Raw genomic sequence first — 19897 nt, forward strand, 5'->3', positions numbered from 1 at the left:
TCGAGTGCTGCACTGGGCAGCGACTCGGCTCGGCCGGTCTTCGCGGCTAATCCCGCGATGTAGCGTTCAGCCCGGCTGCCCCCGGTTCATGGGAGCGCAAGACAATTATTTGCTGTCTTTGACTTCCTTGAAGTCAGCGTCAACAACATCGTCCTGCTTGGCGCCTGCGTCCGATGCGCCAGCAGCTTGCTGTGCACCTTCCGCGCCGCCGGCAGCTTGCTGCGCTTGCATGTCGGCATACATTTTTTCGCCCAGTTTCTGCGATGCGCTCGACAGTGCTTCCACCTTGGCGTCGATCTCAGCCTTGTCGCCCGCCTTGATGCTTGCTTCCAGGTCGGTGATCGCCGCTTCGATCTTCTCTTTCTCGCCCGCATCCAGCTTGTCGCCGTATTCGGTCAAGGATTTCCGGGTCGAGTGTACCAGAGCATCGGCCTGGTTGCGCGACTCGGCCAATTCTTTGACCTTCTTGTCTTCTTCGGCGTTCAGCTCGGCGTCTTTCACCATCTTCTGGATTTCAGCCTCGGTCAAGCCGGAATTGGCCTTGATCGTGATCTTGTTTTCCTTGCCGGTGGCCTTGTCTTTCGCGCCGACGTGCAAGATGCCGTTGGCGTCGATGTCGAAGGTCACTTCGATCTGTGGCGTACCGCGCGATGCTGGCGGGATGCCTTCCAGATTGAATTCGCCCAGACCCTTGTTGCCGGCGGCGATTTCGCGCTCACCCTGGAAGACCTTGATGGTCACCGCAGGCTGGTTGTCGTCGGCCGTCGAGAACACTTGGCTGAACTTGGTCGGAATCGTCGTGTTTTTGTGGATCATCTTGGTCATCACGCCGCCCAGGGTTTCGATACCCAGGGACAGAGGGGTGACGTCCAGCAACAGCAAGTCCTTGCGTTCGCCCGACAGGACCGAACCTTGAATCGCTGCGCCCACGGCGACGGCTTCGTCCGGGTTCACGTCCTTGCGTGGATCCTTGCCGAAGAATTCCTTCACTTTTTCCTGCACCTTCGGCATACGGGTCATACCGCCGACCAGGATGATGTCATCGATGTCCGACACTTTCACGCCAGCATCTTTGATGGCGGTGCGGCATGGTTCCATCGTGGCCGTGATCAGCTCTTCCACCAGCGATTCCAGCTTGGCGCGGGTCATCTTCAGGTTCAAGTGGACCGGTGCGCCGTTCGCCATGGCGATGTACGGCTCGTTGATCTCGGTTTGCTGCGACGACGACAATTCGATCTTCGCGCGCTCGGCCGAAGCCTTGATGCGCTGCAGGGCGATCGGATCTTTTTTCAGGTCGATGCCGTTGATCTTCTTGAACTCGTCGATGATGTAATCGATGACGCGCTGGTCGAAGTCTTCGCCACCCAGGAAGGTGTCGCCGTTGGTCGACAGCACTTCAAATTGTTTCTCACCATCAACATCCGCGATTTCGATGATCGACACGTCGAACGTACCGCCACCCAAGTCATACACGGCAATTTTACGGTCGCCTTTTTCGGTCTTGTCCAGGCCGAACGCCAGCGCTGCCGCGGTTGGCTCGTTGATGATGCGCTTGACGTCCAGGCCAGCGATACGGCCGGCATCCTTGGTGGCTTGACGCTGCGAGTCGTTGAAGTACGCAGGCACGGTGATGACGGCTTCGGTGACTTCTTCACCGAGGTAGTCTTCTGCCGTTTTTTTCATCTTGCGCAGGACTTCAGCCGAAATTTGCGGCGGCGCCAGTTTTTTGTCGCGTACGCCGATCCATGCATCGCCGTTGTCGGCTTTCATGATTTGGTACGGCATCAGCGAGATGTCTTTTTGCACTTCTTTTTCGTCGAACTTGCGACCGATCAGACGCTTGACTGCGTACAGCGTGTTTTTCGGATTGGTCACGGCCTGGCGTTTCGCTGGCGCGCCGACGAGAATTTCGCCATCTTCTTGATAAGCAATAATCGACGGCGTCGTGCGTGCGCCTTCAGCGTTTTCGATTACCTTTGGTTGACCGTTTTCCATGATGGAAACGCAGGAATTCGTGGTTCCCAGATCGATACCGATAATTCTACCCATGATTTTTTTCCTTTTATTTGCTAGATTTCAGATGGTTCTTATATGTGGCAAAGCGGCATGGTTTCAAGGCTTGCTTGATGCCGCACTCTGATTATTTTGCTTGCGCGGTCGTGACAATGGCTGGACGCAGCAGGCGGTCCGCAATCATATAGCCCTTTTGCAAGACTGACACGATGGTATTGGCTTCCTGCTCCGCTGGCACCACGGCAACGGCCTGGTGTTTCATCGGATCGAGCTTTTCGCCCTGCACTGGCAAGACTTCTACCAGGCGGTTACGCTCGAACGCGGCGTTCAGTTGCTTCAAGGTCATCTCGACGCCTTCTTTCAGCGATTCGATGGTCGGTGCTTCCACCGTCAGCGCCGTTTCCAGGCTGTCTTTCACCGGCACCATGGCTTCGGCAAAGCTTTCCACTGCGAATTTATGCGCTTTAGCAACATCTTCCTGCGCACGGCGACGAATATTTTCGCCATCGGCCTTGGCGCGCATGAAGGCATCGTGCATCTCTGCAAGACGCGCTTCGGTACTCGCCAGCTGCTCTTCCAAAGTAGGCTCTGCGGGAGTCGATGGGGCAGTCGCCGCGGCGTCCGCTTGCGGATTAGGTACAGCTTGGTTTTCCTGATCTTGCATCTAGAAAGCTCCTACAATCAATGACTTAAATGAGTTAGTCTAACTATCTTTACAACACTAACGGGCAGATGGGGCTATATCCTATTGTTTCAAGGGGTATACACGGCAAAACCAGAATTACAGCGATTCATGTTACAGCTTATTACAAAAGGCGACCCATTTCGGCCAGTGAGCCGTGCGCGCCCCCTTGATTTTCCAGGCTTCCCCGGGCAAAGCGGGCATTCTACCAGCCCCGCCACGGCCATCGCCACTGGCGGCGTTGCTATCTGGATAGTACTTTTGTCGCGCCACACATGACAAAGCCGCGCAAGCGCGGCTTTTGATTGTGAAAAAATTAATTATCTTTAATTCGCCGCGCCCAGTGCCAGCGCCGCCGCGCGCGCCTGCTCGCCCGCCTTCTTGTCCGCGTCGCGCTGCGGTGCCGTCTTCATCGTCGGCCAGCCGATCATATGCTGCTCCGCAATTTCCGCCATGCCCGCGATCCAGGCCGGCGTTTCGTTCAGGCAGGCGATGTAATGGAAGTGCTGGCCGCCGGCCGTCTCGAAATCATGCTTGGCTTCCATGGCGATCTCTTCCAGCGTTTCCAGGCAATCGCTGGTAAAGCCCGGACACAGCAGGTCGACCCGCTTGACGCCCTGCTGCGCAAGCGCCACCAGGGTGGGCGCCGTGTACGGCTGCAGCCATTCGGCCTTGCCGAAGCGCGACTGGAAGGTCACCACGTATTGCTCTTTAGTTAATTTCAGCTTTTCTGCCAGCAATCGCGCCGTTTTCAGGCATTGGCAGTGGTAGGGGTCGCCCAGCAGCAAGGTACGCTTGGGCACGCCATGGAAACTCATCACCAGTTTTTCCGGACGGCCATGCGCTTCCCAGTGGTTCAGCACGGAATCGCGCAAGGCGTCGATATACGTGTCGTGCTCGTGATATTGCTTGATAAAACGCAATTCCGGCACATTGCGCACCGTGGCGTAATGGGCGAATACGGCGTCGTAGATGGAACCCGTCGTCGTGCCCGAGTATTGCGGATAGGCCGGCAGGATGGCGATGCGCTCGCAGCCTTCGCTTTTCAGCTGGGCCAGCACCTCGGGCAAGGAAGGCGAACCGTAGCGCATGGCCATGGCCACGGTCACACCATCGTGGCCACGTTCGGCCAGGGCACCGGCCAGCAGTTTCGCCTGCTTTTGCGTGTGCACTTTCAGGGGCGAGCCCTCGCGCGTCCAGATCGACGCGTATTTCTTGGCCGACTGGCCCGAGCGGAATGGCAAAATAATCAGGTTCAGGATGAACCACCAGACGAGGCGGGGAATCTCCACCACGCGCGGGTCCGACAAAAATTGCTTCAGGTAGCGCCGCACGGCCGACGAGGTCGGCGCATCGGGCGTGCCCAGGTTGACCAGCACCACGGCGCTGCGGTCGATGCTGCCATGCGTGTACGGTGGTTCAGTTTGAAATGACATGAAGGCTCTTCGAAGGCGTTGGATGGATTAGGCAGTTATTATAGTTACATTGCGTCAACATCGGGGGTCAGACCCTCAATGCCGCTAACGTCAAGCTCAGCGCTAACGCGTCCGGGGGTCTGACCCCGGATTTAAGCCTGCGTTCAAATCGCCAGCAATTCGCGCGCATGCTTGCGCGTGGTGGCCGTGATTTCCAGACCGCCCAGCATGCGCGCCACTTCTTCCACCCTGGCCTTGGCGTCGAGCATGTCGATGCGCGACGCCGTCTTGCCGTTGTCCAGGGTGCTTTTTGCCACTTGGAAATGCTGATTGGCCTGGCTGGCCACTTGCGGCAAGTGGGTCACGCACAGCACTTGGCGTCCCTGCCCCAGGCGTTTTAATAAGCGTCCGACCACTTCGGCGACGGCGCCGCCGATGCCGCTGTCGACCTCGTCGAAGATCAGGGTCGGCGTGGTGGTGGCGTGCGAAGTGATGACGGAAATGGCCAGCGCGATACGCGCCAGTTCGCCGCCGGACGCTACCTTGGCCAGCGAACGGGGCGCCGTGCCCGCATGGCCTGCAACGAGAAACTCGACTTGCTCGAGGCCGTGGGCGGCCGGATCGCACGGGTGCAGCGCGATTTCGAAGCTGCCGCCCGTCATGCTCAGTTCCTGCATGGCGCGCGTGACGGCTTGCCCCAGCTCCAGGGCGGCGGCGCGGCGCGTGGCGGACAATCGCTCGGCCACGGCGCGGTACTCGGCCTCGATCTTCGCTTCCTGGCGCAGCAAGCCTTCGATATCGGAAGCGTCGGCCAGGTGCTGCAGCTTTTCCGACAGCTTGGCGTGTTCCTCCGGCAATTCTTCTGGCGTGACGCGGAATTTGCGGGCCGTGCTGTGCATGGCTTCCATGCGGGCATCGAGCTGGTGCAGGCGCTCCGGGTCCAGTTCCACGCGGTCCAGGTAATTGTTCAGCGCGTACACGGATTCCTGCAGCTGGATGCGCGACGACTCGATCAGGTCGACGATCGGCTGCAATTCCGCATCGACGGACACGAGCTTGCCCAGCTTCTGGTTCAAGGCCGACAGTTGCGACACGATCGGATGATCTTCCTGTTCCGAAATGATCGCCAGGGCTTCCTGCGCCCCTTCCAGCAGGCTGGCCGCGTGCGACAGGCGGCTGTGCTCGTTCGTGATCTCCGTCCATTCGCCGGGCTTGGCGGCCAGTTTTTCCAGCTCGCCCACTTGCCATTCCAGCCGTTCGCGTTCGTACAGCACGTTGGCGGCATTCGTTTCGAATTCCTCGCGCTGGCGCACGAGGGCGCGCCAGCGCTTGTGCAGCGCCGCCACTTGCCGCGCATCCTGCTCCGCGCCCGCTTCGCGCGCCGTCGCCTGGCCGTCGAGCAAGGCACGCTGCGCTTCGCTTTTCAGCAAGGACTGGTGCGCGTGCTGGCCGTGGATATCGACCAGCATGTCGCCCAGTTCGCGCAGCTGGGCGGCCGTGGCGGGAATGCCGTTGATATACGCCTTCGAGCGGCCCGCATTGTCGATCACGCGGCGCAGCAGGGCGCCGCCATCGTCGTTGGCGAATTCATGCGCCACCAGCCAGGCCTGCGCCACTTCGCTGACGGAAAAATCGGCTGTGATGTCGGCCTTGGCCGCGCCTTCGCGCACCACGCTGGCGTCGCCGCGCCCGCCCAGCGCCAAAGTCAGCGCATCGATGAGGATGGACTTGCCGGCGCCCGTCTCGCCCGTCAGCACGCTGAAGCCGGCGGAAAATTCCAGTTCAATGGTATCGACAATGACAAAATCGCGAATGGACAGTGTATGGAGCATGGCTTCTGTGGTTAGGCGGCGCACCGCGGGTTGAGGTGGAGAAACTATTAGCTGAGCTTGCCCTCGCCCGACGGGTACTCATTCCAGTGCAGTTTTTCACGCAGGGTGTTGTAGTAGCTCCACCCTTCCGGATGCAGGAAAGTAATCGTATGGGGCGAACGGCGGATGAGGATGCGGTCTTGCTGCACCAGGCTGGCAAAGGTCTGCATGTCGAAATTGACGCTGATATCGCGCCCGCGCACGATTTCCACCACGATCTGGCTGGAATCGGGCAAGACGATGGGGCGGTTCGACAGCGCATGCGGGGCGATCGGCACGAGCACGATGCCGCCCAGGGTCGGATGCAGCAGCGGGCCGCCGGCCGACAGCGAATACGCGGTCGAGCCCGTGGGCGTGGAAATGATCAAGCCATCCGAACGCTGGTTGTACATGAAGTGACCGTCGACCTCGACGCGCAATTCGGCCATGCCGGCGCCGCCGCCGCGCGAGACGACGACATCGTTGACGGCCATGCCCACGTGAATCGACTCGCCGTCGCGCAGCACGCTGCCTTCGAGCAAAGTGCGGCGCTCGGCCTTGAAGCGGCCGCCGAGAATTTGCGCCAGCACGGGCAGCATGCGCTCAAGCGGAATATCGGTCATGAAACCCAGGCGCCCCTGATTGATACCGATCAAGGGGACGTCGAATGGCGCCAGCTGGCGCGCAATGCCGAGCATGGTGCCGTCGCCGCCCATGACGATGGCGCAATCGGCGGCGGCGCCGATCTCGGCCGGCGACATGGCGCGCACGCCTGGAAACGCCAGGTTCAGGTGCGCGGCCGTCTCCGCCTCGAAGACCACCGTGTGGCCCAGCACTTGCAGGAAATCGACGATGCTTTTCACGGGTTCGGCAATGCCATCCGTATTCTGGCGCACGACCAGGGCAATGGTCTTGGCGCCCAGGTTGAAGCGCTCGCCCGGGGCTGGCAAGGTCGCGGCTGGCTGTTCGGCTCGCTGGTCGGCGTAGTTATCGACGGGCATAAAAATCTCGGTAGTAAATTCGGTGGCAAGCCGCCCCAGGCTGTCGCGTCGCACGCCGCCATCGCATGATACTGTATATATCCACAGTATAGTGCGGCTGCCGTGTGCCCGCAAGGGGCGTTCTTGGTGTTGCACGCAGTGTAGCGCAGAAAAAGAATCATCCATGCGTGCGCCAGCGCTCCCTGGATGGACAAATCCGCTTGCAGGCAGCCTGGCTGCGGCAGGACACTGATCCCACGTCAATTCTTCTGTCAGGAGGCCATATGGTTACCCAGCATAGCGAACGCAAGATCAATACCGATGAAAAGGTCAAAAATGACGGCATCGACCGTCTGCCGCACGAGCGCGACGAATCGCCCGATGCGCAGAACGTGCGCCCACGCAAGATCATGCAGCAGGCGGCCAGCGACCTGGAGCAAGGGCTGGTCGATACGGACCTGCACGCCCAGCCGGGCGTGGAAAAGGTCAAGCCCGCCGCGCCGCAGCAAGCCCGTCCCGACGCGCAACTGGAACCAAAGAAGGCGCGCTGACTCCAACGGTCACGCTCTGCTACCCGCACTGTTCATGCTCCGGAGTACGCCATGCACCGTTACGCCTGTTCCTTCCTGCTGGCCGCTGCCTGCGGCGCCCATCTCGCCCACGCCCAAGCGCCCGCCATGCCCGTGGGCTTCGGCCCGCAGCCCACCCTGCCCGCACCGGACAAGCAGCTAATTCCCACCGTGAATGTGGCGCCCGTGCAGCGCTGGACGGCCGCGCAGCACCCCGCTGTCGCGGCGGGCCTGGCCATCCGTGCGTATGCGCGCGACCTCGACCATCCGCGCTGGCTGTACGTCTTGCCGAACGGCGACGTGCTCGTGGCGGAAACGAACGCCCCGTCGAAACCGGACGACAGCAAGGGCATCAAGGGCGCCATCATGCAGATGCAGATGAAAAAGGCGGGCGCGGCCACGCCCAGCGCCAACCGCATCACCCTGCTGCGCGGCGTCGACGCGAATGGCGTGGCGCAGACGCGCAGCGTGTTCCTGCAAGGACTGAACTCGCCATTCGGCATGGCCCTGGTGGGTAACGAGCTGTACATCGCCAATGCCGACGCCTTGATGCGTTTTCCTTACAAGGAAGGCCAGACAGCCATCACGGCGCCCGGCGTCAAGGTGATGGATTTGCCGGGCGGCCCCATCAATCACCACTGGACCAAGAACGTCGTCGCCAGTCCCGACGGCAAATTTCTCTATGTTGCCGTCGGTTCGAACAGCAACGTGGGCGAAAACGGCATGGCGGCCGAAGATGGCCGCGCCGCCATCTGGCAATTCACGCGCGCCACGGGCAAGGCCCGCGTGTATGCGACGGGCTTGCGCAATCCCGTCGGCCTGGCCTGGCAACCCAGGACGGGCGCCCTCTGGACGGCCGTCAATGAGCGCGACGAGCTGGGCAACGACCTGGTGCCCGACTACATGACGTCCGTCAAGGACGGCGCCTTTTATGGCTGGCCCTACAGTTATTTCGGCCAGCACGTCGACGCGCGGGTCAAGCCGCCTCGCCCAGAGCTGGTGGCCACCGCCATCGCGCCTGACTACGCGCTGGGCGCGCACACGGCCTCGTTGGGACTGGCGTTTTATGATGGCGCCTTGCTGCCGGAACGCTACCGGGGCGGCGCCTTCATCGGCCAGCACGGCTCGTGGAACCGCAAGCCCTTCAGCGGCTATAAAGTCATTTATGTGCCCTTCGCCAATGGCGTGCCCAGCGGGCCGCCGCAGGATGTCGTCAGCGGCTTCCTCGACGGCAATGGCAAGGCGCAGGGACGCCCCGTCGGCGTGGCCGTCGACAAGGCGGGCGCGCTGCTGGTGGCGGACGACGTGGGCAATGTCATCTGGCGCGTCACGCCGGCGCCGTGAACACATTGGCGCCGCGCATGCGCCCCCTGTGTGGCGCAACGAACGGAAGGGCAAGGATGCCACGCGCATGATGGACCTTCGAACCACGCAAGGAGTACATCATGAAAAAAACAGGATCAGCCGTCTGGAGTGGCGGCCTTAAGGATGGCAAAGGATTTATTTCCACCCAAAGCGGCGCACTCGACAATGTGGCCTATGGTTTCAACACGCGCTTCGAGGACGGTCCCGGCAGCAATCCGGAAGAACTGATCGGCGCGGCCCACGCGGCCTGCTTCACCATGGCCCTGTCCGGCCAACTGGGCGAGGCGGGCTTGCGCGCCACGGCCCTGAAAACCACGGCCGACGTCAGCCTGGAAAAAATCGATGGCAGCTATGCCATCACGGCCGTGCACCTGACCCTGGTGGCCACCATTCCCGGCGCCACCGACGAAGCATTCCAGGACGCGGCCCTGCGCGCCAAGCTCGGTTGCCCCGTATCGAAGTTGCTGGCCACGGAAATCACGCTGGACGCCCGTCTGGAGTAATTCCGGCAGACCGCCCGCTGCTGTCCAATCAGCGGACGGCAAGGGCGGTCTCGGCAAGAAAGCCGTAAAACGCATAAAATCCTGCCATTCCCCTATCACCCTCAAGGATTTACGATGCGTATTTTGCACACCATGTTACGGGTCGGCGACCTGCAGCGCTCCATCGATTTTTACACGAACGTCCAGGGCATGAAATTGCTGCGCACCAGCGACAACCCGGAATACCAGTACACGCTGGCCTTCGTCGGCTACGGTTCGAACCCCGACCACGCGGAACTGGAACTGACGTATAACTATGGCACCACCAGCTACGAGCTGGGCACGGCGTACGGCCACATCGCCATCTCGGCCGACGATATCGTCGCCGCTTGCGACGCGGCGCGGGCGAACGGCGGCAACGTCACGCGCGAACCGGGTCCCGTCAAGGGCGGCAACACCGTTATCGCCTTCATCACCGATCCGGATGGCTACAAGATCGAATTGATCGAACGCAAGTTCGACGGCCAGGGCGCCGGCCTGTAAGACGTCAGCCTGGCTCTGCCGCCGTTGCAATGGCCGCGCGCAGCCAGGCGATGCCCGCATCGCCGTCCGTGCGGCGGTGCCGTATCGCTTCAAACGCAAACGGTGCGATGGCAAACGGCGCGGAGCACAGCGCCAGCCCCTGCGCCTCAATGCCCTGCAAGGCACGCCGCGCCACCGTCAATATCAGATCCGTCCCCATCACGACATCCGGTGCGACCGTCCAGTACGGCACGCGCACGGCGATGCGGCGCGCCTGGCCCAGCTGCGCCAGCGCTGCATCGACTTCGGCCGCCATGCCGCCTTCGCCGGACGCCACCAGCACATGGGGGCGCGCCAGATAGGTCTGCAAGCTCAAGGATTCGCCCGACGCCAGGCTGGCCGGATCGAGTGCGCAAACGAACGTTTCCTCGAATAAAGTTTCTCTATGCAACTGCTCGGGCAGTTGCGGGAACACGCCCAGCGCCAGATCGATCTCGCCATCCTGCACGCCGGCCATCACGGCAGAACGGCTGGCATAGCTGACGGCCAGGTCGATGCCCGGTGCTTCCACGCGCAAACGCCGCAGCAAAGCGGGCAAGATCAATGCCGCGCCGTAATCCGACATGGCCAGGCGAAACACGCGCTGCGCCGTGGCCGCCTCGAAGACGGCGCCGCCCAGCACGGAGCGCACGCTCTGCAAGGCTTCGGCCAGCGGCCGCGCCAACTCCAGTGCGCGCGCCGTCGGCTGGAAGCCGCCCTTGCCGCGCAGCAGCAGCGGATCGTCGAGCAAGTGGCGCAAGCGTGCCAGCGCATGGCTGACGGCAGGCTGACTCATGTGCAAGCGTTCCGCCGCGCGCGACAGATGGCGTTCGCTCAGCAGCGCTTCCAGAATCACCAACAAGTTCAAATCGACGGCGCGCAGATTATTCATTTGGTGCATAGTTAGCTGACAAACTACGAATTGGATTTAATGATGACAGCATAATACGATGACTGCATCAACTCAACACGCAGGGAGTCGCACATGCACGGATGGATCACCTTGTTTGCCCCGCTGGCCATGCTGGCCGGCGCCGTCGTCCCTTTCCAGGCGGGCGCGAATGCGGCGCTGGGCCGCAATCTGGGCCACCCGCTATGGGCCACCATCGCCTCGCTGGCCGTCAGCGCCGTGCTCGCGTCGCTCGTGATGCTGGCCTGGCGGGTGCCGGCGCCCGATTTGCACCTCGCCGTGCGCGGGCCGGGCTGGTCCTGGCTCGGTGGCGCGGCCGGCGTGTTTTATATTACGGCCGCGCTGATGCTGGCGCCGCGCATGGGGTCCGGGCCCTTCATGGCGGCCGTCATCGGCGGACAGATGCTGGCCGCGCTGGCCATCGACCGCTACGGCTTGCTGGGTTTTGCCGTCAAACATATTTCTCCGCTGCACTGGGCCGGCGCGGGCCTGGTGGTGGCCGGTGTCGTGCTGACCCAGTTCGCCAACAGCCGCGCCGTCTGACAACACCGCCAGACGAAAAAAAACCAGCGCCGTTGCCGGGGCTGGTTTTCATGTAGAGCAAGAGCGCGCTTACTTGACGAGCAAGGCGTTGACGGGCATCAAGTCCGTTTCCTTCAAGGTGCCGGCCGCGGCCTTCAGGCGCAAGCCGTTCATGATGGTGTCGTAGCGGGCTTTCGACAGGTCTTTTTGCGTCGAGAACAATTGTTTCTGCGCATTCAAGACGTCGATATTGATGCGCACGCCCACTTGATAGCCGAGCTGGTTCGACTCCAGCGCCGACTTGCTCGACACTTCCGCCGCTTCCAGCGCCTTGACTTGCGCCAGGCCGCTGTTGACGCCCAGGAACGCCTGGCGCGCGCCTTGCGATGCCGTGCGGCGTGCCGTTTCCAGGTCGTTGCGGGCCTTGTTTTCCAGCGCGATCGATTCGCGCACCTTGCTCGTCACGGCAAAGCCGCTGAAAATGGGGATGCTCCACTGCACGCCGATGGCGTTGTTGTTATTGCCGCTGCCGGTCCCGCCACCCGAAGTGTAGGTATGGCCCGTGTTGGCGATCAGATCCAGGGTCGGATAGTGGCCGGCGCGGTTGCGGCCGATGTCACGCTTGGCCGATTCCACGTTGAACTGGGCCGTGACGACGCTGTAGTTCTGCTCTTCCGCCGAGCTCACCCACGGCTCGATGGCGGCCGGTTCCGGCGCGCTGATGACCACGCCCGCCCGCATCGGCGCCAGGCTCGTCGGCGCTTCGCCGATGATGGTTTGCAGGGCGCTGCGCTTGTTGGCCAGGTCATTGATGGCGGCAAATTCCTGCGCCACGACCAGGTCGTAGGCCGCTTGCGCTTCGTGCGTGTCGGTAATTGTTTGCGTACCGACTTCGAAGTTGCGCTTGGCAGAGGCCAACTGCTCCGTCGTGGCCACTTTTTGCGCCTGCGTGGCGCCCAGGTTGTCCTGCGCGCTGAGCACGTCGAAATACGCTTGCGCCACGCGCGTGATCAAGTCTTGCTGGACTTGCGCAAATTGCGCTTCGGCAATCGCCTGCGCCAGCTTGCTTTGCTGGTAGGTTTCCCAACGGTCCCAGCGGAACAGCGGCTGCGCCAGGGTCAGGTTGTAGCTGTTCGCGCGGACGTTGACGGACGGCGAAGTGATCTTGTTGCCGCCATTGTTCTGGATGATCTGTTCCTGATTGCCGCGCGTATTGCTGCCCGAGGCGGAGATTTGCGGCAGCAAGCCTGCCAGCCCCTGCGGAACCCGCTCCATCCCGGCAGACAGGGCCGCGCGCGCGCTGGCGTACTGCGCGTCATTGGCCAGCGCCTGCTGGTACACCTGGATGAGATCGGCCGCCTGCGCTTGCAGCGAGCATGTCATCGAGACAAAGGCGCTGGTCATCAGCACGGCGATAAGGGGTTTCCGCATTGCATTTCTCCGTTGGAGTCGTCAAAAGTTGATGGAATCAAAAATCGGTTACAGCCTGCCTGGCGGCCGCGCCGGCAGGAGCGGGGTACAGGCCTCCGCAGGCATGCAGGAAAACATGCCTGGAAGTGCATCTACTGCGAATTCACTTAGTATTTCGGCATGGCGCTGTCGACTTGCAGCGCCCAGGCATGCACGCCGCCCGTCAAATTACTGATCTTGCCAAAACCATTGCGCTCCAGGAAGGCCGCCACTTGCATGCTGCGCATGCCGTGATGGCAAATGCAGACGATTTCGGCGTCTTCATCGAGGTCATCGATGCGCGCGGGAATCGAGTTCATCTGCATCAAGGTGGCACCGTCGAGGTGGCACAGGTCAAACTCCCACTGTTCCCGCACGTCCAGCAAGAACGGACGCGGGCGGGAAGGGTCAGCCAGCCAGGCGGCCAGCTGCGGTGCACTCAAATGCTCCATCGAATCGGTCGCCTCAGAACTGGAAATGCGACGGTGCCACGGCTTGCAGCGGCGTGACATTGGTTTCAAACAGCTTGCGCGTGTCATAGGCCTTGTCCGAGCTGCGCGTGATCAGGTGCGCCGACATGATCGGCGCTTCGCCGATGATCGCCAGGATGCGGCCGCCGACTTTGACTTGTTGCAACAGCGCTTCCGGCAGCACGGCCAGGGCGCCGGACACGACGATCACGTCGTAGGGTGCACCCTTGCTCCAGCCCTGGGCGCCGTCGCCCAGTTCCACGGTCACGTTGGTCACGCCGTTGGCGGCCAGGTTCTGCTCGGCCAGGGTTTTCAATTGGGGAACGATTTCCACGCTCGTCACATGACGCGCCTTGTGCGCCAGCAACGCGGCCATGTAACCGCTGCCGGTGCCGATTTCCAGCACATTTTCATGCTTCTTGACGGCTACGTCTTGCAAAATACGCGCTTCCAGCTTTGGCGTGAACATGCATTCGCCGCCGCCCAGTGGAATTTCCGTATCGACGAAGGCCAGGTTTTTATAGGCGGCCGGCACGAAATTTTCACGCTTGACCACGTTCAACAGCTCCAGCACGTCGATATCCAGTACGTCCCATGGACGGATCTGCTGTTCGATCATATTGAAGCGGGCTTGTTCGATATTCATCTTTGGACTCGGTAAGTGAAGTAATAATCCGCCATTTTATCGTTGAACTGGCTGAAAGCACATGTTAACCATAAAGGCGGGGAATGGAGGAAATTTGCGACGATCTGCAGATTTGGGGGGGCGAACCTTGGAAAAGGGGTAACTGAACGGTAGTAGCCAGGCCCGGTGCATCAGCTTTTCCCGGGCGCCTCCGCCTGCAGGCTGCGCAAGCTCATGTCGATAAAGGCATCCATATAGGCGAGCGGATCGATATCCTTGACCTCGCACGGCACGAAGGAGTGCGTCCACATCATGAGCATGGTGACGGGTGCGCTGAGGATGGTGCTGACCAGCACGGGATCGATCTGGCGGAATTCGCCGCGCTGCATGCCCCGTTCCAGCAGACTGACGATCAGTCCATTGCCGCGCGCGACGACTTCTTCGTTGTAAAACTGCGCCAGTTCCGGGAAATTGTTCGCTTCGGCCAGCATCAGCTTGGTCAAACCGGCCAGTTTGGTGGCGCCGAATTCTTCCCACCACTGCATCATTACCTTGCGCAACAATTCGGCGCTGCTGCTGTCCGAAGCGGCCATGCTGTCTTCCGCCTCGCCGATCGACTGCACGATATTGTCGCGCACGACGGCCTTGAACAGCTCTTGTTTATTCTCAAAGTACAGGTACAGGGTGCCTTTCGACACGCCCGCCCGCTTGGCCACATCTTCCAGGCGCGTCGATGCAAAGCCCCGTTCGACAAACAGGTCGAGGGCGGCGGCGAGCAATTCCTGCGGGCGGGCATCCTTGCGCCGCTCCCAGCGGGGCTTGGTATCAATCGGGGCTTGCATGTATCTTTCCAAATAACTTACTTTTGAGTCATTAATAGTAGCCCTGTCTACGGGCTAGGTCAAGCACGGGCGACGCGGGGCACCGCCCAGCACGCCGAACACGGGTATTGTACGCTCCGTGTCAACGTTGGCGGCACCTCCTCTGGCGCAGGACATGTCGCGCCAAAAGAAGCAGAATGCGTTTCAGCCCCCATTTTGCGCAGTTCATCGCATTTCCACTGAGCAAGCGTGTCGGATTTGCTACCTTGTCATCGACGGCACGGCAGCCGCGGCGCGGCAGCCGGCTTTTTCCCACATTAAAACAATCATAAAGGAAACACCATGCGTACCTTGCTGGCCCTGTGCTGTGCCCTTGCCCTCGGCGGTTGCGCCATCGTCATCAACCCCAACGATGGCGAAGTGCGCCATGCGGACTCAGGCGGCAATGCCATCCAGGGCAATGAACAAGTGAGCCGCGACGTGCGCCAGGTCAGCAACATCAACACGCTCGACATCGACAGCATGAAGCGCATCGATATCAAGATCGACGTGCGCGTGGGGCCGGCAACATCGCTGGTGATCGAAGCGGACAGCAACCTGCAGCCGCGCATCCACAGCGAAGTGAGCGGCAATACCCTGCGCATCTGGAGCGATACGAACATTCGCAGCAGCAATGGCATCCACGTCATCTACACGACGCCGCAATTGAGAAAGATCAACATCTCCGGCTCGGGCCGCCTGGTGGCCAGCGGTTTCAATGGCGACGATTTCAGCCTGGAGCAGCGCGGTTCGATGAAGAGCGAATTGTCGGGCACCGTGGGACGCCTCGACGTGGCCAACCATGGCTCGGGCAGCATCAACGCGGCGGCCCTCGCCAGCGGCAACACGGACGCGGTGCAAAACGGTTCGGGCAACATCCAGCTGGGCAGCGCGCGCGGCGAACGCGTCAACGTGGCCGTCAACGGCTCGGGCAGCATCAGCGCCAGCGGCGCCGTGCAGCGTCTCGACGCCAACGTCAACGGCTCGGGCGACATCAACCTGGCCGCCCTGCGCAGCGACGTTGCCTATCTGGCGAGCAACGGTTCCGGCGACATCGACGTGACCGTCCAGAATGAAGTCAACACCCGCGCCAGCGGTTCCGGCCGCATCACCGTGCATGGCGATCCGGCCCGCCGCACTTTGTCGGGCAAGCGCGTCAGCATCGTGCGCTAGGCAAGCGGCGGGAAGCGGCAGGCCGCGCCGACTTGCTATACTGTCGGCCCCTGATCCCTTTCCAGCCATCGCCATGCCGTCCTGCGCCTGCTCCCTGGCAGCCGGATGGCAAGCTGGTCGTCCACTAAAGAATAACCATGAACTGCCGCGACCACTGCGGAGCGTGCTGCATCGCTCCCTCCATCACCAGTCCGATACCGGGCATGCCGAACGGGAAACCCGCTGGCGTCCGCTGCGTGCAGCTGGGAGACGATAGCCGCTGCCGCATTTTCGGACAGCCGGAACGGCCGGCGTTCTGCGCAGGATTGCAGCCGTCGGCAGAGATGTGCGGCGCCAGCCGCGAACAGGCGATACGCTGGCTCGACGACCTGGAGCAGGCAACGGCGCCGCAGACTTGAAGAGAATGCCTAGGCCTTCGGCAACATGGTCAGCACCATGCGGAACTTGACGTCCCCAGACTGCATGCGCTGACAGGCTTCGGCCGCACGTTCCAGCGGCATGGTTACGATACGCGGACGCACGCCGGCCAGCACGCTGAAAGCAAGCGTCTTTTCATTGTCATACGGCGTGCCGGTGATCGAGCCGAGCACGCCGCGTTCGCCCACCACCAATTTACCGGAAGACACGAGCAGCGGATCCTTGCCCGCGCCCAGCACGACCAGCCGTCCGGCTGGCGCCAGGCCATCCATCAGCGCCGTCACGGCGGCCGCGCTGGAGACGGTGGTGATGACCGCCTGCGCCCCGCCATGCGCTTGCAGCACGGCGGCCGCATCCTCGGCCAGGCTGTCGACATACACGTGCGCGCCCAGCTCCAGCGCGTCCTGCGCAATATCGCCGCCGCGCCCGATCGCCACCACCTTGAAGCCCATGCGGCGCGCATACTGCAAGGCCATATGCCCCAGGCCGCCGATGCCCAGGATGGCGACCGTATCGCCCGCCTGCGCCCCGCTCTTCTTGAGCGCATTGAAGGTGGCAAGGCCCGCGCACAGGATGGGCGCCGCCTCTTCCGCATCAAGCTGCCCGGGAATGGATACCAGGCCGGTGGCGCGCGCCAGCATCATCTCGGCATAGCCGCCGTCGCGGCTGGCGCCCACGAACGGCTGGTCCTGACATAACTGGAAACGGCCTTGGCGGCAGGGCGGGCAGGCGTTGCAGTGGCCGCCCAGACGGCCGACGCCGACGCGCTGGCCGATTTGCCAGATGCCCGGCGTGTGTTCGCCCAGCGCGACGATGCGCCCGACCACCTCGTGACCGGGCACGCGCGGCGGCTGCAGCGTCGGGTCGGCGCCGTCGATATCGGCGCTGTCGGCGCCACAGATGCCGCAGGCTTCGACGGCGATCAAGACTTCGCCCACGCCAGGTAGCGGCGTGGCGCGCTCGACCAGTTCCAGCACGCCGGGGCGGCTCACTTGCATGGCGCGGTAAGTGGCTTTCATCTTCATTTCTCCTTCGTTGAGTTAGGTCACGGAATCGCCGGGCGCTGCTGCGCCGCTTGCCAGGCTTGCACGCCCAGAGCGGCCGCCTCGACCGCGCCGGCCAGATAGCCGGGAAAGCGCGGCGACCATTCGCTGGCGATGGCCGTCAGGCGGCCCTGCCAGGGACCGGCCGCAGGCGCCGCTGCCGGGGCGTGACCGTGCTCGCCGCCGGCGTCGAGGTCGGCAGCGGTGGCGGTCAGCGCATCCTGCGACCAGTCCTTGATGGCATCGGTGCGCGGCGCGGCCGCTTGCGGGCCGAACAGCCGTACCAGCTGGGCCCGGCAATGCGCCAGCAAGACCCCATCGTCCAGGCGCTGGCGCGTGCGTGCCGGCATGGCCAGGAAACCAAACAGGGCAGCGCTGCCGCCCGGCATCGAGGCATCATGTATCTCGCCCAGCGGCCCGCTCTGGCTGCGCGCCGAACCGGACAAGCCCTGTTCGCGCCAGAACGGCCGCTCGTAGACGGCGACGTACTTCGCATGGGGCGCCATCCAGGTGGCGGTGGCGGTCCACTCGCGCGCCAGCGCCGCAGGCAGGGCCGGCTCGTACGCGATACCGGCGGCAGCCAGGCGCGGCGGCAATGCCAGCAGCACGTGGCCGGCGCGCCACGCGGTGACGGCGCCCGCCGCATCCGCGCTCGCCACTTCGACGTGCTCGGCCGCATGGCGCAGGCGCAGCACCTGTTGTCCGGTGACGATGCGCGTGCTGCGCAAGGTGCCGTGCAAGGCATCGGTCAGCGCATTCATGCCGCCAATCAGGCGCATCGATGGCGGCGCGCTCGCGTACGTGCGCATGCGCACCGGCGCCTCCCCTGCGGCGCGCTGGTACAGCATGTCGCCCTGGTCGTACTGGGCGAAGCGCTGCAGCCCCAGCCCGTCGACCAGCTGGTGCAGCGCGTACTGCTGCTCGGGCCAGAACCAGGCCGGGCCCAGGTCGAAGCGGTCGCTGCCGCCAGCTGCCTGCATGCCGGCGATACGCCCGCCGATGAAATCGCGCGCTTCGAGCACGACGACATTGGCCACGCCCAGCCGCTCCAGCAAGTGGGCCGCGTACAGGCCGCTCAGGCCGGCGCCGATAATGATGATGCGTGCGTGTTGCATGCTGATCCTTTCAAAGTCGCGTCCGCCACATGCCGGACTTTCAGGTAAACGGTGGCTCCCTGCGCACCGGCAACGATGGCGGGCAAGGTGCAGGCAGGCAGGCGCATCCAGCTGCGCGGCGCGCAGGCATGCTGGCGTGCGCGCACCTCGCCCTCGAGCACCAGCAGTTCCTGGCTGCCATCTGCCTCGGCCAGCAAGGCTTCATGCGGCATCAGCCGCTGCAGGCTGACCTGCTCGGCAGCATCGTCGAACAGCGGACAGACGGCCCGCCCCCGCTGCTCGCGCCAGTTGGCGGGGTCGCGGGTGTCGATGCGGACGTGCCGCTGTTCGCGCGGCTGCATCTGCTGCAACTTGACGAAGATCACCGCCCCCGCGCCGCTCGACGGCCGGTGGCTGGAGCCGGGCGGATTGCGCAAATACCAGCCGGCGGGATAATCCACGCCGTCTTCGGAAAACGTGCCGTCGAGGACCAGGATTTCCTCGCCGCCCGGATGCCGATGCGGCGGGAAGAAGGATTCGGGCGCATAGCGCACGATGCTCGTTGCGCGCGCTTGCTCGGCGCCGATGCGATCGAGCATGATGCGCTCGACGCCGCCCTGCGGCGACGCGACCCAGCGGTACTGGTGCGGCGCCAGGATGACGGGGCGCGAAAAATCGGCATTGATCAGCATGACAAACTTCCAAGTTGAAAAAAACGGCCAGCGCTTACTGCTTCGGCAGCTGTTGGTAGGCTTCCATCACGCGCGCCGAATAGGTCAGCGCGGCGCCCGTATTGAGCGCGATGGCCACGCCGAGCGCTTCGGAAATTTCTTCCAGGGTCGCACCGGCTTCCACCGCTTTCTTCGTGTGCACCGAGATGCAGCCGTCGCAACGCGTGGTGATGGCCACCGCCAGCGCGATCAGTTCGTGGATCTTCGGCGCCAGGTGGCCGGTCTTGGCGGCGGCGCCGTCGATGGCCATCACGCCGCGCATCACGTCGGGGCTCTGCGCGGCGTAATCGCCGACTTTTTCCAGCAGGGAGTCGCGGTAGGTGTTCCAGTCTTGCATCATGATTTTTGCTCCAAAAAAGGGAATAGTAGGTAGCAGCGGGCGGGTGCCCGCTTACGCCACGGTATAAATGCGCACGTCGGGCGCCGCGTCCAGCAGCGGCGTGAGCGCCACCACCACGTCGCTGTTGAACAGCGCGCTTTGCAGATAGGCATTGGCGTTGCCCACGCTGTCGAAGCCATGCAGCACTTGCACGTCTTCCTCGCGGATCAGCAATTGCTTCGACTGCGCGCCCGCGATGCCGGCCAGGAACGGCGCCTTGTACTGCTGATAGACGCCAGCCGCCGCGGCGCGGTTGGCGTTGGCGATCTTGAGGGTAATTTGCAGATAAGCCATGCGATGCTCCTTG

General features: G+C 62.8%; 22 protein-coding genes. 7 read left to right on the plus strand and 15 right to left on the minus strand.

What is annotated here, in order from left to right; genetic code table 11:
• Positions 1–105 precede the first annotated feature (105 nt).
• From dnaK to JAB4_RS27650, 5 genes are all read right to left on the minus strand, one after another.
• The gene (gene dnaK, locus JAB4_RS27630; RefSeq protein WP_070220452.1) at positions 106–2049 is read right to left on the minus strand and encodes a molecular chaperone DnaK; all 1944 of its coding nucleotides are present in this window, start codon (positions 2047–2049) and stop codon (positions 106–108) included.
• Positions 2050–2140: 91 nt separating this feature from the next.
• Complete coding sequence (grpE, locus tag JAB4_RS27635) at positions 2141–2677, minus strand: nucleotide exchange factor GrpE (RefSeq protein WP_034788734.1); 537 nt, start codon at positions 2675–2677, stop codon at positions 2141–2143.
• 344 nt (positions 2678–3021) lie between these two features.
• Positions 3022–4131, minus strand: a complete 1110-nt coding sequence (hemH, locus tag JAB4_RS27640; RefSeq protein WP_070220454.1) for a ferrochelatase — start codon at positions 4129–4131, stop codon at positions 3022–3024.
• A 143-nt stretch (positions 4132–4274) separates the two neighbouring features.
• Entirely contained in the window at positions 4275–5942 is a 1668-nt protein-coding gene (gene recN / locus JAB4_RS27645; RefSeq protein WP_070220456.1) for a DNA repair protein RecN, read from the minus strand.
• Between the two features lie 47 nt (positions 5943–5989).
• Positions 5990–6961 (minus strand): NAD kinase, encoded by a 972-nt coding sequence (locus tag JAB4_RS27650; protein ID WP_227742053.1) that lies wholly within the window; start codon positions 6959–6961, stop codon positions 5990–5992.
• Positions 6962–7224: 263 nt separating this feature from the next.
• Between JAB4_RS27650 and JAB4_RS27655 the strand changes: the two genes are divergently transcribed.
• From JAB4_RS27655 to gloA, 4 genes are all read left to right on the plus strand, one after another.
• Positions 7225–7491 (plus strand): hypothetical protein, encoded by a 267-nt coding sequence (locus tag JAB4_RS27655; protein WP_070220458.1) that lies wholly within the window; start codon positions 7225–7227, stop codon positions 7489–7491.
• Between the two features lie 51 nt (positions 7492–7542).
• Positions 7543–8853, plus strand: coding sequence for a sorbosone dehydrogenase family protein (locus JAB4_RS27660; protein WP_070220460.1), 1311 nt, complete (start codon positions 7543–7545; stop codon positions 8851–8853).
• Positions 8854–8954: 101 nt separating this feature from the next.
• A complete protein-coding gene (locus tag JAB4_RS27665) occupies positions 8955–9377 on the plus strand; it encodes an OsmC family protein (RefSeq protein WP_070220462.1) in 423 nt (140 codons plus the stop codon).
• A 114-nt stretch (positions 9378–9491) separates the two neighbouring features.
• The gene (gene gloA / locus JAB4_RS27670) at positions 9492–9899 is read left to right on the plus strand and encodes a lactoylglutathione lyase (protein WP_070220464.1); all 408 of its coding nucleotides are present in this window, start codon (positions 9492–9494) and stop codon (positions 9897–9899) included.
• 4 nt (positions 9900–9903) lie between these two features.
• Here the strand turns inward: gloA and JAB4_RS27675 are convergent, their stop codons facing one another.
• Positions 9904–10809, minus strand: coding sequence for a LysR substrate-binding domain-containing protein (locus JAB4_RS27675; RefSeq protein ID WP_070220466.1), 906 nt, complete (start codon positions 10807–10809; stop codon positions 9904–9906).
• A gap of 93 nt (positions 10810–10902) precedes the next feature.
• On the opposite strand from JAB4_RS27675, the gene JAB4_RS27680 reads away from it, so the two are divergent.
• Positions 10903–11370: a DMT family transporter gene (locus JAB4_RS27680; protein ID WP_070220468.1), complete on the plus strand. Its 468-nt coding sequence runs from the start codon at positions 10903–10905 to the stop codon at positions 11368–11370.
• A 69-nt stretch (positions 11371–11439) separates the two neighbouring features.
• On the opposite strand, the gene JAB4_RS27685 is transcribed toward JAB4_RS27680, so the two are convergent.
• From JAB4_RS27685 to JAB4_RS27700, 4 genes are all read right to left on the minus strand, one after another.
• Positions 11440–12780 carry a TolC family outer membrane protein gene (locus JAB4_RS27685; RefSeq protein ID WP_070220470.1) on the minus strand — a complete coding sequence of 447 codons (1341 nt, stop codon included), beginning with the start codon at positions 12778–12780 and terminating at the stop codon, positions 11440–11442.
• A 146-nt stretch (positions 12781–12926) separates the two neighbouring features.
• A complete protein-coding gene (locus JAB4_RS27690) occupies positions 12927–13250 on the minus strand; it encodes a rhodanese-like domain-containing protein (RefSeq protein WP_034788759.1) in 324 nt (107 codons plus the stop codon).
• 13 nt (positions 13251–13263) lie between these two features.
• Complete coding sequence (locus JAB4_RS27695) at positions 13264–13914, minus strand: protein-L-isoaspartate O-methyltransferase (protein ID WP_070220472.1); 651 nt, start codon at positions 13912–13914, stop codon at positions 13264–13266.
• Between the two features lie 170 nt (positions 13915–14084).
• Positions 14085–14735: a TetR/AcrR family transcriptional regulator gene (locus JAB4_RS27700; protein WP_070220474.1), complete on the minus strand. Its 651-nt coding sequence runs from the start codon at positions 14733–14735 to the stop codon at positions 14085–14087.
• 321 nt (positions 14736–15056) lie between these two features.
• Between JAB4_RS27700 and JAB4_RS27705 the strand changes: the two genes are divergently transcribed.
• Both JAB4_RS27705 and JAB4_RS27710 read left to right on the plus strand, forming a co-directional pair.
• Complete coding sequence (locus tag JAB4_RS27705; protein ID WP_070220476.1) at positions 15057–15926, plus strand: head GIN domain-containing protein; 870 nt, start codon at positions 15057–15059, stop codon at positions 15924–15926.
• A gap of 137 nt (positions 15927–16063) precedes the next feature.
• A complete protein-coding gene (locus tag JAB4_RS27710) occupies positions 16064–16324 on the plus strand; it encodes a YkgJ family cysteine cluster protein (protein WP_070220477.1) in 261 nt (86 codons plus the stop codon).
• Positions 16325–16333: 9 nt separating this feature from the next.
• Here JAB4_RS27710 and JAB4_RS27715 read toward each other — a convergent pair whose 3' ends face one another.
• Genes JAB4_RS27715 through JAB4_RS27735 form a run of 5 tightly spaced genes read right to left on the minus strand, consistent with a single transcriptional unit; the run spans position 16334 to position 19884 of the window.
• The gene (locus JAB4_RS27715; RefSeq protein ID WP_070220753.1) at positions 16334–17362 is read right to left on the minus strand and encodes an alcohol dehydrogenase; all 1029 of its coding nucleotides are present in this window, start codon (positions 17360–17362) and stop codon (positions 16334–16336) included.
• A gap of 26 nt (positions 17363–17388) precedes the next feature.
• Positions 17389–18501 carry an FAD-dependent oxidoreductase gene (locus JAB4_RS27720; protein ID WP_175444713.1) on the minus strand — a complete coding sequence of 371 codons (1113 nt, stop codon included), beginning with the start codon at positions 18499–18501 and terminating at the stop codon, positions 17389–17391.
• The gene (locus JAB4_RS27725; RefSeq protein WP_070220481.1) at positions 18462–19172 is read right to left on the minus strand and encodes a cupin domain-containing protein; all 711 of its coding nucleotides are present in this window, start codon (positions 19170–19172) and stop codon (positions 18462–18464) included. Before JAB4_RS27725 ends, JAB4_RS27720 begins: the two co-directional genes overlap by 40 nt.
• 34 nt (positions 19173–19206) lie before the next feature.
• Entirely contained in the window at positions 19207–19551 is a 345-nt protein-coding gene (locus JAB4_RS27730; protein ID WP_070220483.1) for a carboxymuconolactone decarboxylase family protein, read from the minus strand.
• A 51-nt stretch (positions 19552–19602) separates the two neighbouring features.
• Entirely contained in the window at positions 19603–19884 is a 282-nt protein-coding gene (locus JAB4_RS27735) for a hypothetical protein (protein ID WP_070220486.1), read from the minus strand.
• Positions 19885–19897: the final 13 nt, after the last annotated feature.

It is taken from the genome of Janthinobacterium sp. HH102 (genome assembly GCF_001758625.2).
Classification (GTDB): domain Bacteria; phylum Pseudomonadota; class Gammaproteobacteria; order Burkholderiales; family Burkholderiaceae_D; genus Janthinobacterium.

Coding starts and splice junctions, on each gene's coding strand:
- JAB4_RS27725 (WP_070220481.1), bottom strand. CDS start 19,172: ATGCTGATCAATGCCGATTTTTCGCGCCCCGTCATCCTGGCGCCGCAC.
- JAB4_RS27715 (WP_070220753.1), bottom strand. CDS start 17,362: ATGAAAGCCACTTACCGCGCCATGCAAGTGAGCCGCCCCGGCGTGCTG.
- JAB4_RS27705 (WP_070220476.1), top strand. CDS start 15,057: ATGCGTACCTTGCTGGCCCTGTGCTGTGCCCTTGCCCTCGGCGGTTGC.
- dnaK (WP_070220452.1), bottom strand. CDS start 2,049: ATGGGTAGAATTATCGGTATCGATCTGGGAACCACGAATTCCTGCGTT.
- JAB4_RS27710 (WP_070220477.1), top strand. CDS start 16,064: ATGAACTGCCGCGACCACTGCGGAGCGTGCTGCATCGCTCCCTCCATC.
- JAB4_RS27655 (WP_070220458.1), top strand. CDS start 7,225: ATGGTTACCCAGCATAGCGAACGCAAGATCAATACCGATGAAAAGGTC.
- JAB4_RS27665 (WP_070220462.1), top strand. CDS start 8,955: ATGAAAAAAACAGGATCAGCCGTCTGGAGTGGCGGCCTTAAGGATGGC.
- recN (WP_070220456.1), bottom strand. CDS start 5,942: ATGCTCCATACACTGTCCATTCGCGATTTTGTCATTGTCGATACCATT.
- JAB4_RS27685 (WP_070220470.1), bottom strand. CDS start 12,780: ATGCGGAAACCCCTTATCGCCGTGCTGATGACCAGCGCCTTTGTCTCG.
- JAB4_RS27720 (WP_175444713.1), bottom strand. CDS start 18,501: ATGCAACACGCACGCATCATCATTATCGGCGCCGGCCTGAGCGGCCTG.
- JAB4_RS27695 (WP_070220472.1), bottom strand. CDS start 13,914: ATGAATATCGAACAAGCCCGCTTCAATATGATCGAACAGCAGATCCGT.
- JAB4_RS27675 (WP_070220466.1), bottom strand. CDS start 10,809: ATGAATAATCTGCGCGCCGTCGATTTGAACTTGTTGGTGATTCTGGAA.
- JAB4_RS27680 (WP_070220468.1), top strand. CDS start 10,903: ATGCACGGATGGATCACCTTGTTTGCCCCGCTGGCCATGCTGGCCGGC.
- hemH (WP_070220454.1), bottom strand. CDS start 4,131: ATGTCATTTCAAACTGAACCACCGTACACGCATGGCAGCATCGACCGC.
- JAB4_RS27650 (WP_227742053.1), bottom strand. CDS start 6,961: ATGCCCGTCGATAACTACGCCGACCAGCGAGCCGAACAGCCAGCCGCG.
- JAB4_RS27690 (WP_034788759.1), bottom strand. CDS start 13,250: ATGGAGCATTTGAGTGCACCGCAGCTGGCCGCCTGGCTGGCTGACCCT.
- gloA (WP_070220464.1), top strand. CDS start 9,492: ATGCGTATTTTGCACACCATGTTACGGGTCGGCGACCTGCAGCGCTCC.
- grpE (WP_034788734.1), bottom strand. CDS start 2,677: ATGCAAGATCAGGAAAACCAAGCTGTACCTAATCCGCAAGCGGACGCC.
- JAB4_RS27660 (WP_070220460.1), top strand. CDS start 7,543: ATGCACCGTTACGCCTGTTCCTTCCTGCTGGCCGCTGCCTGCGGCGCC.
- JAB4_RS27700 (WP_070220474.1), bottom strand. CDS start 14,735: ATGCAAGCCCCGATTGATACCAAGCCCCGCTGGGAGCGGCGCAAGGAT.
- JAB4_RS27735 (WP_070220486.1), bottom strand. CDS start 19,884: ATGGCTTATCTGCAAATTACCCTCAAGATCGCCAACGCCAACCGCGCC.
- JAB4_RS27730 (WP_070220483.1), bottom strand. CDS start 19,551: ATGATGCAAGACTGGAACACCTACCGCGACTCCCTGCTGGAAAAAGTC.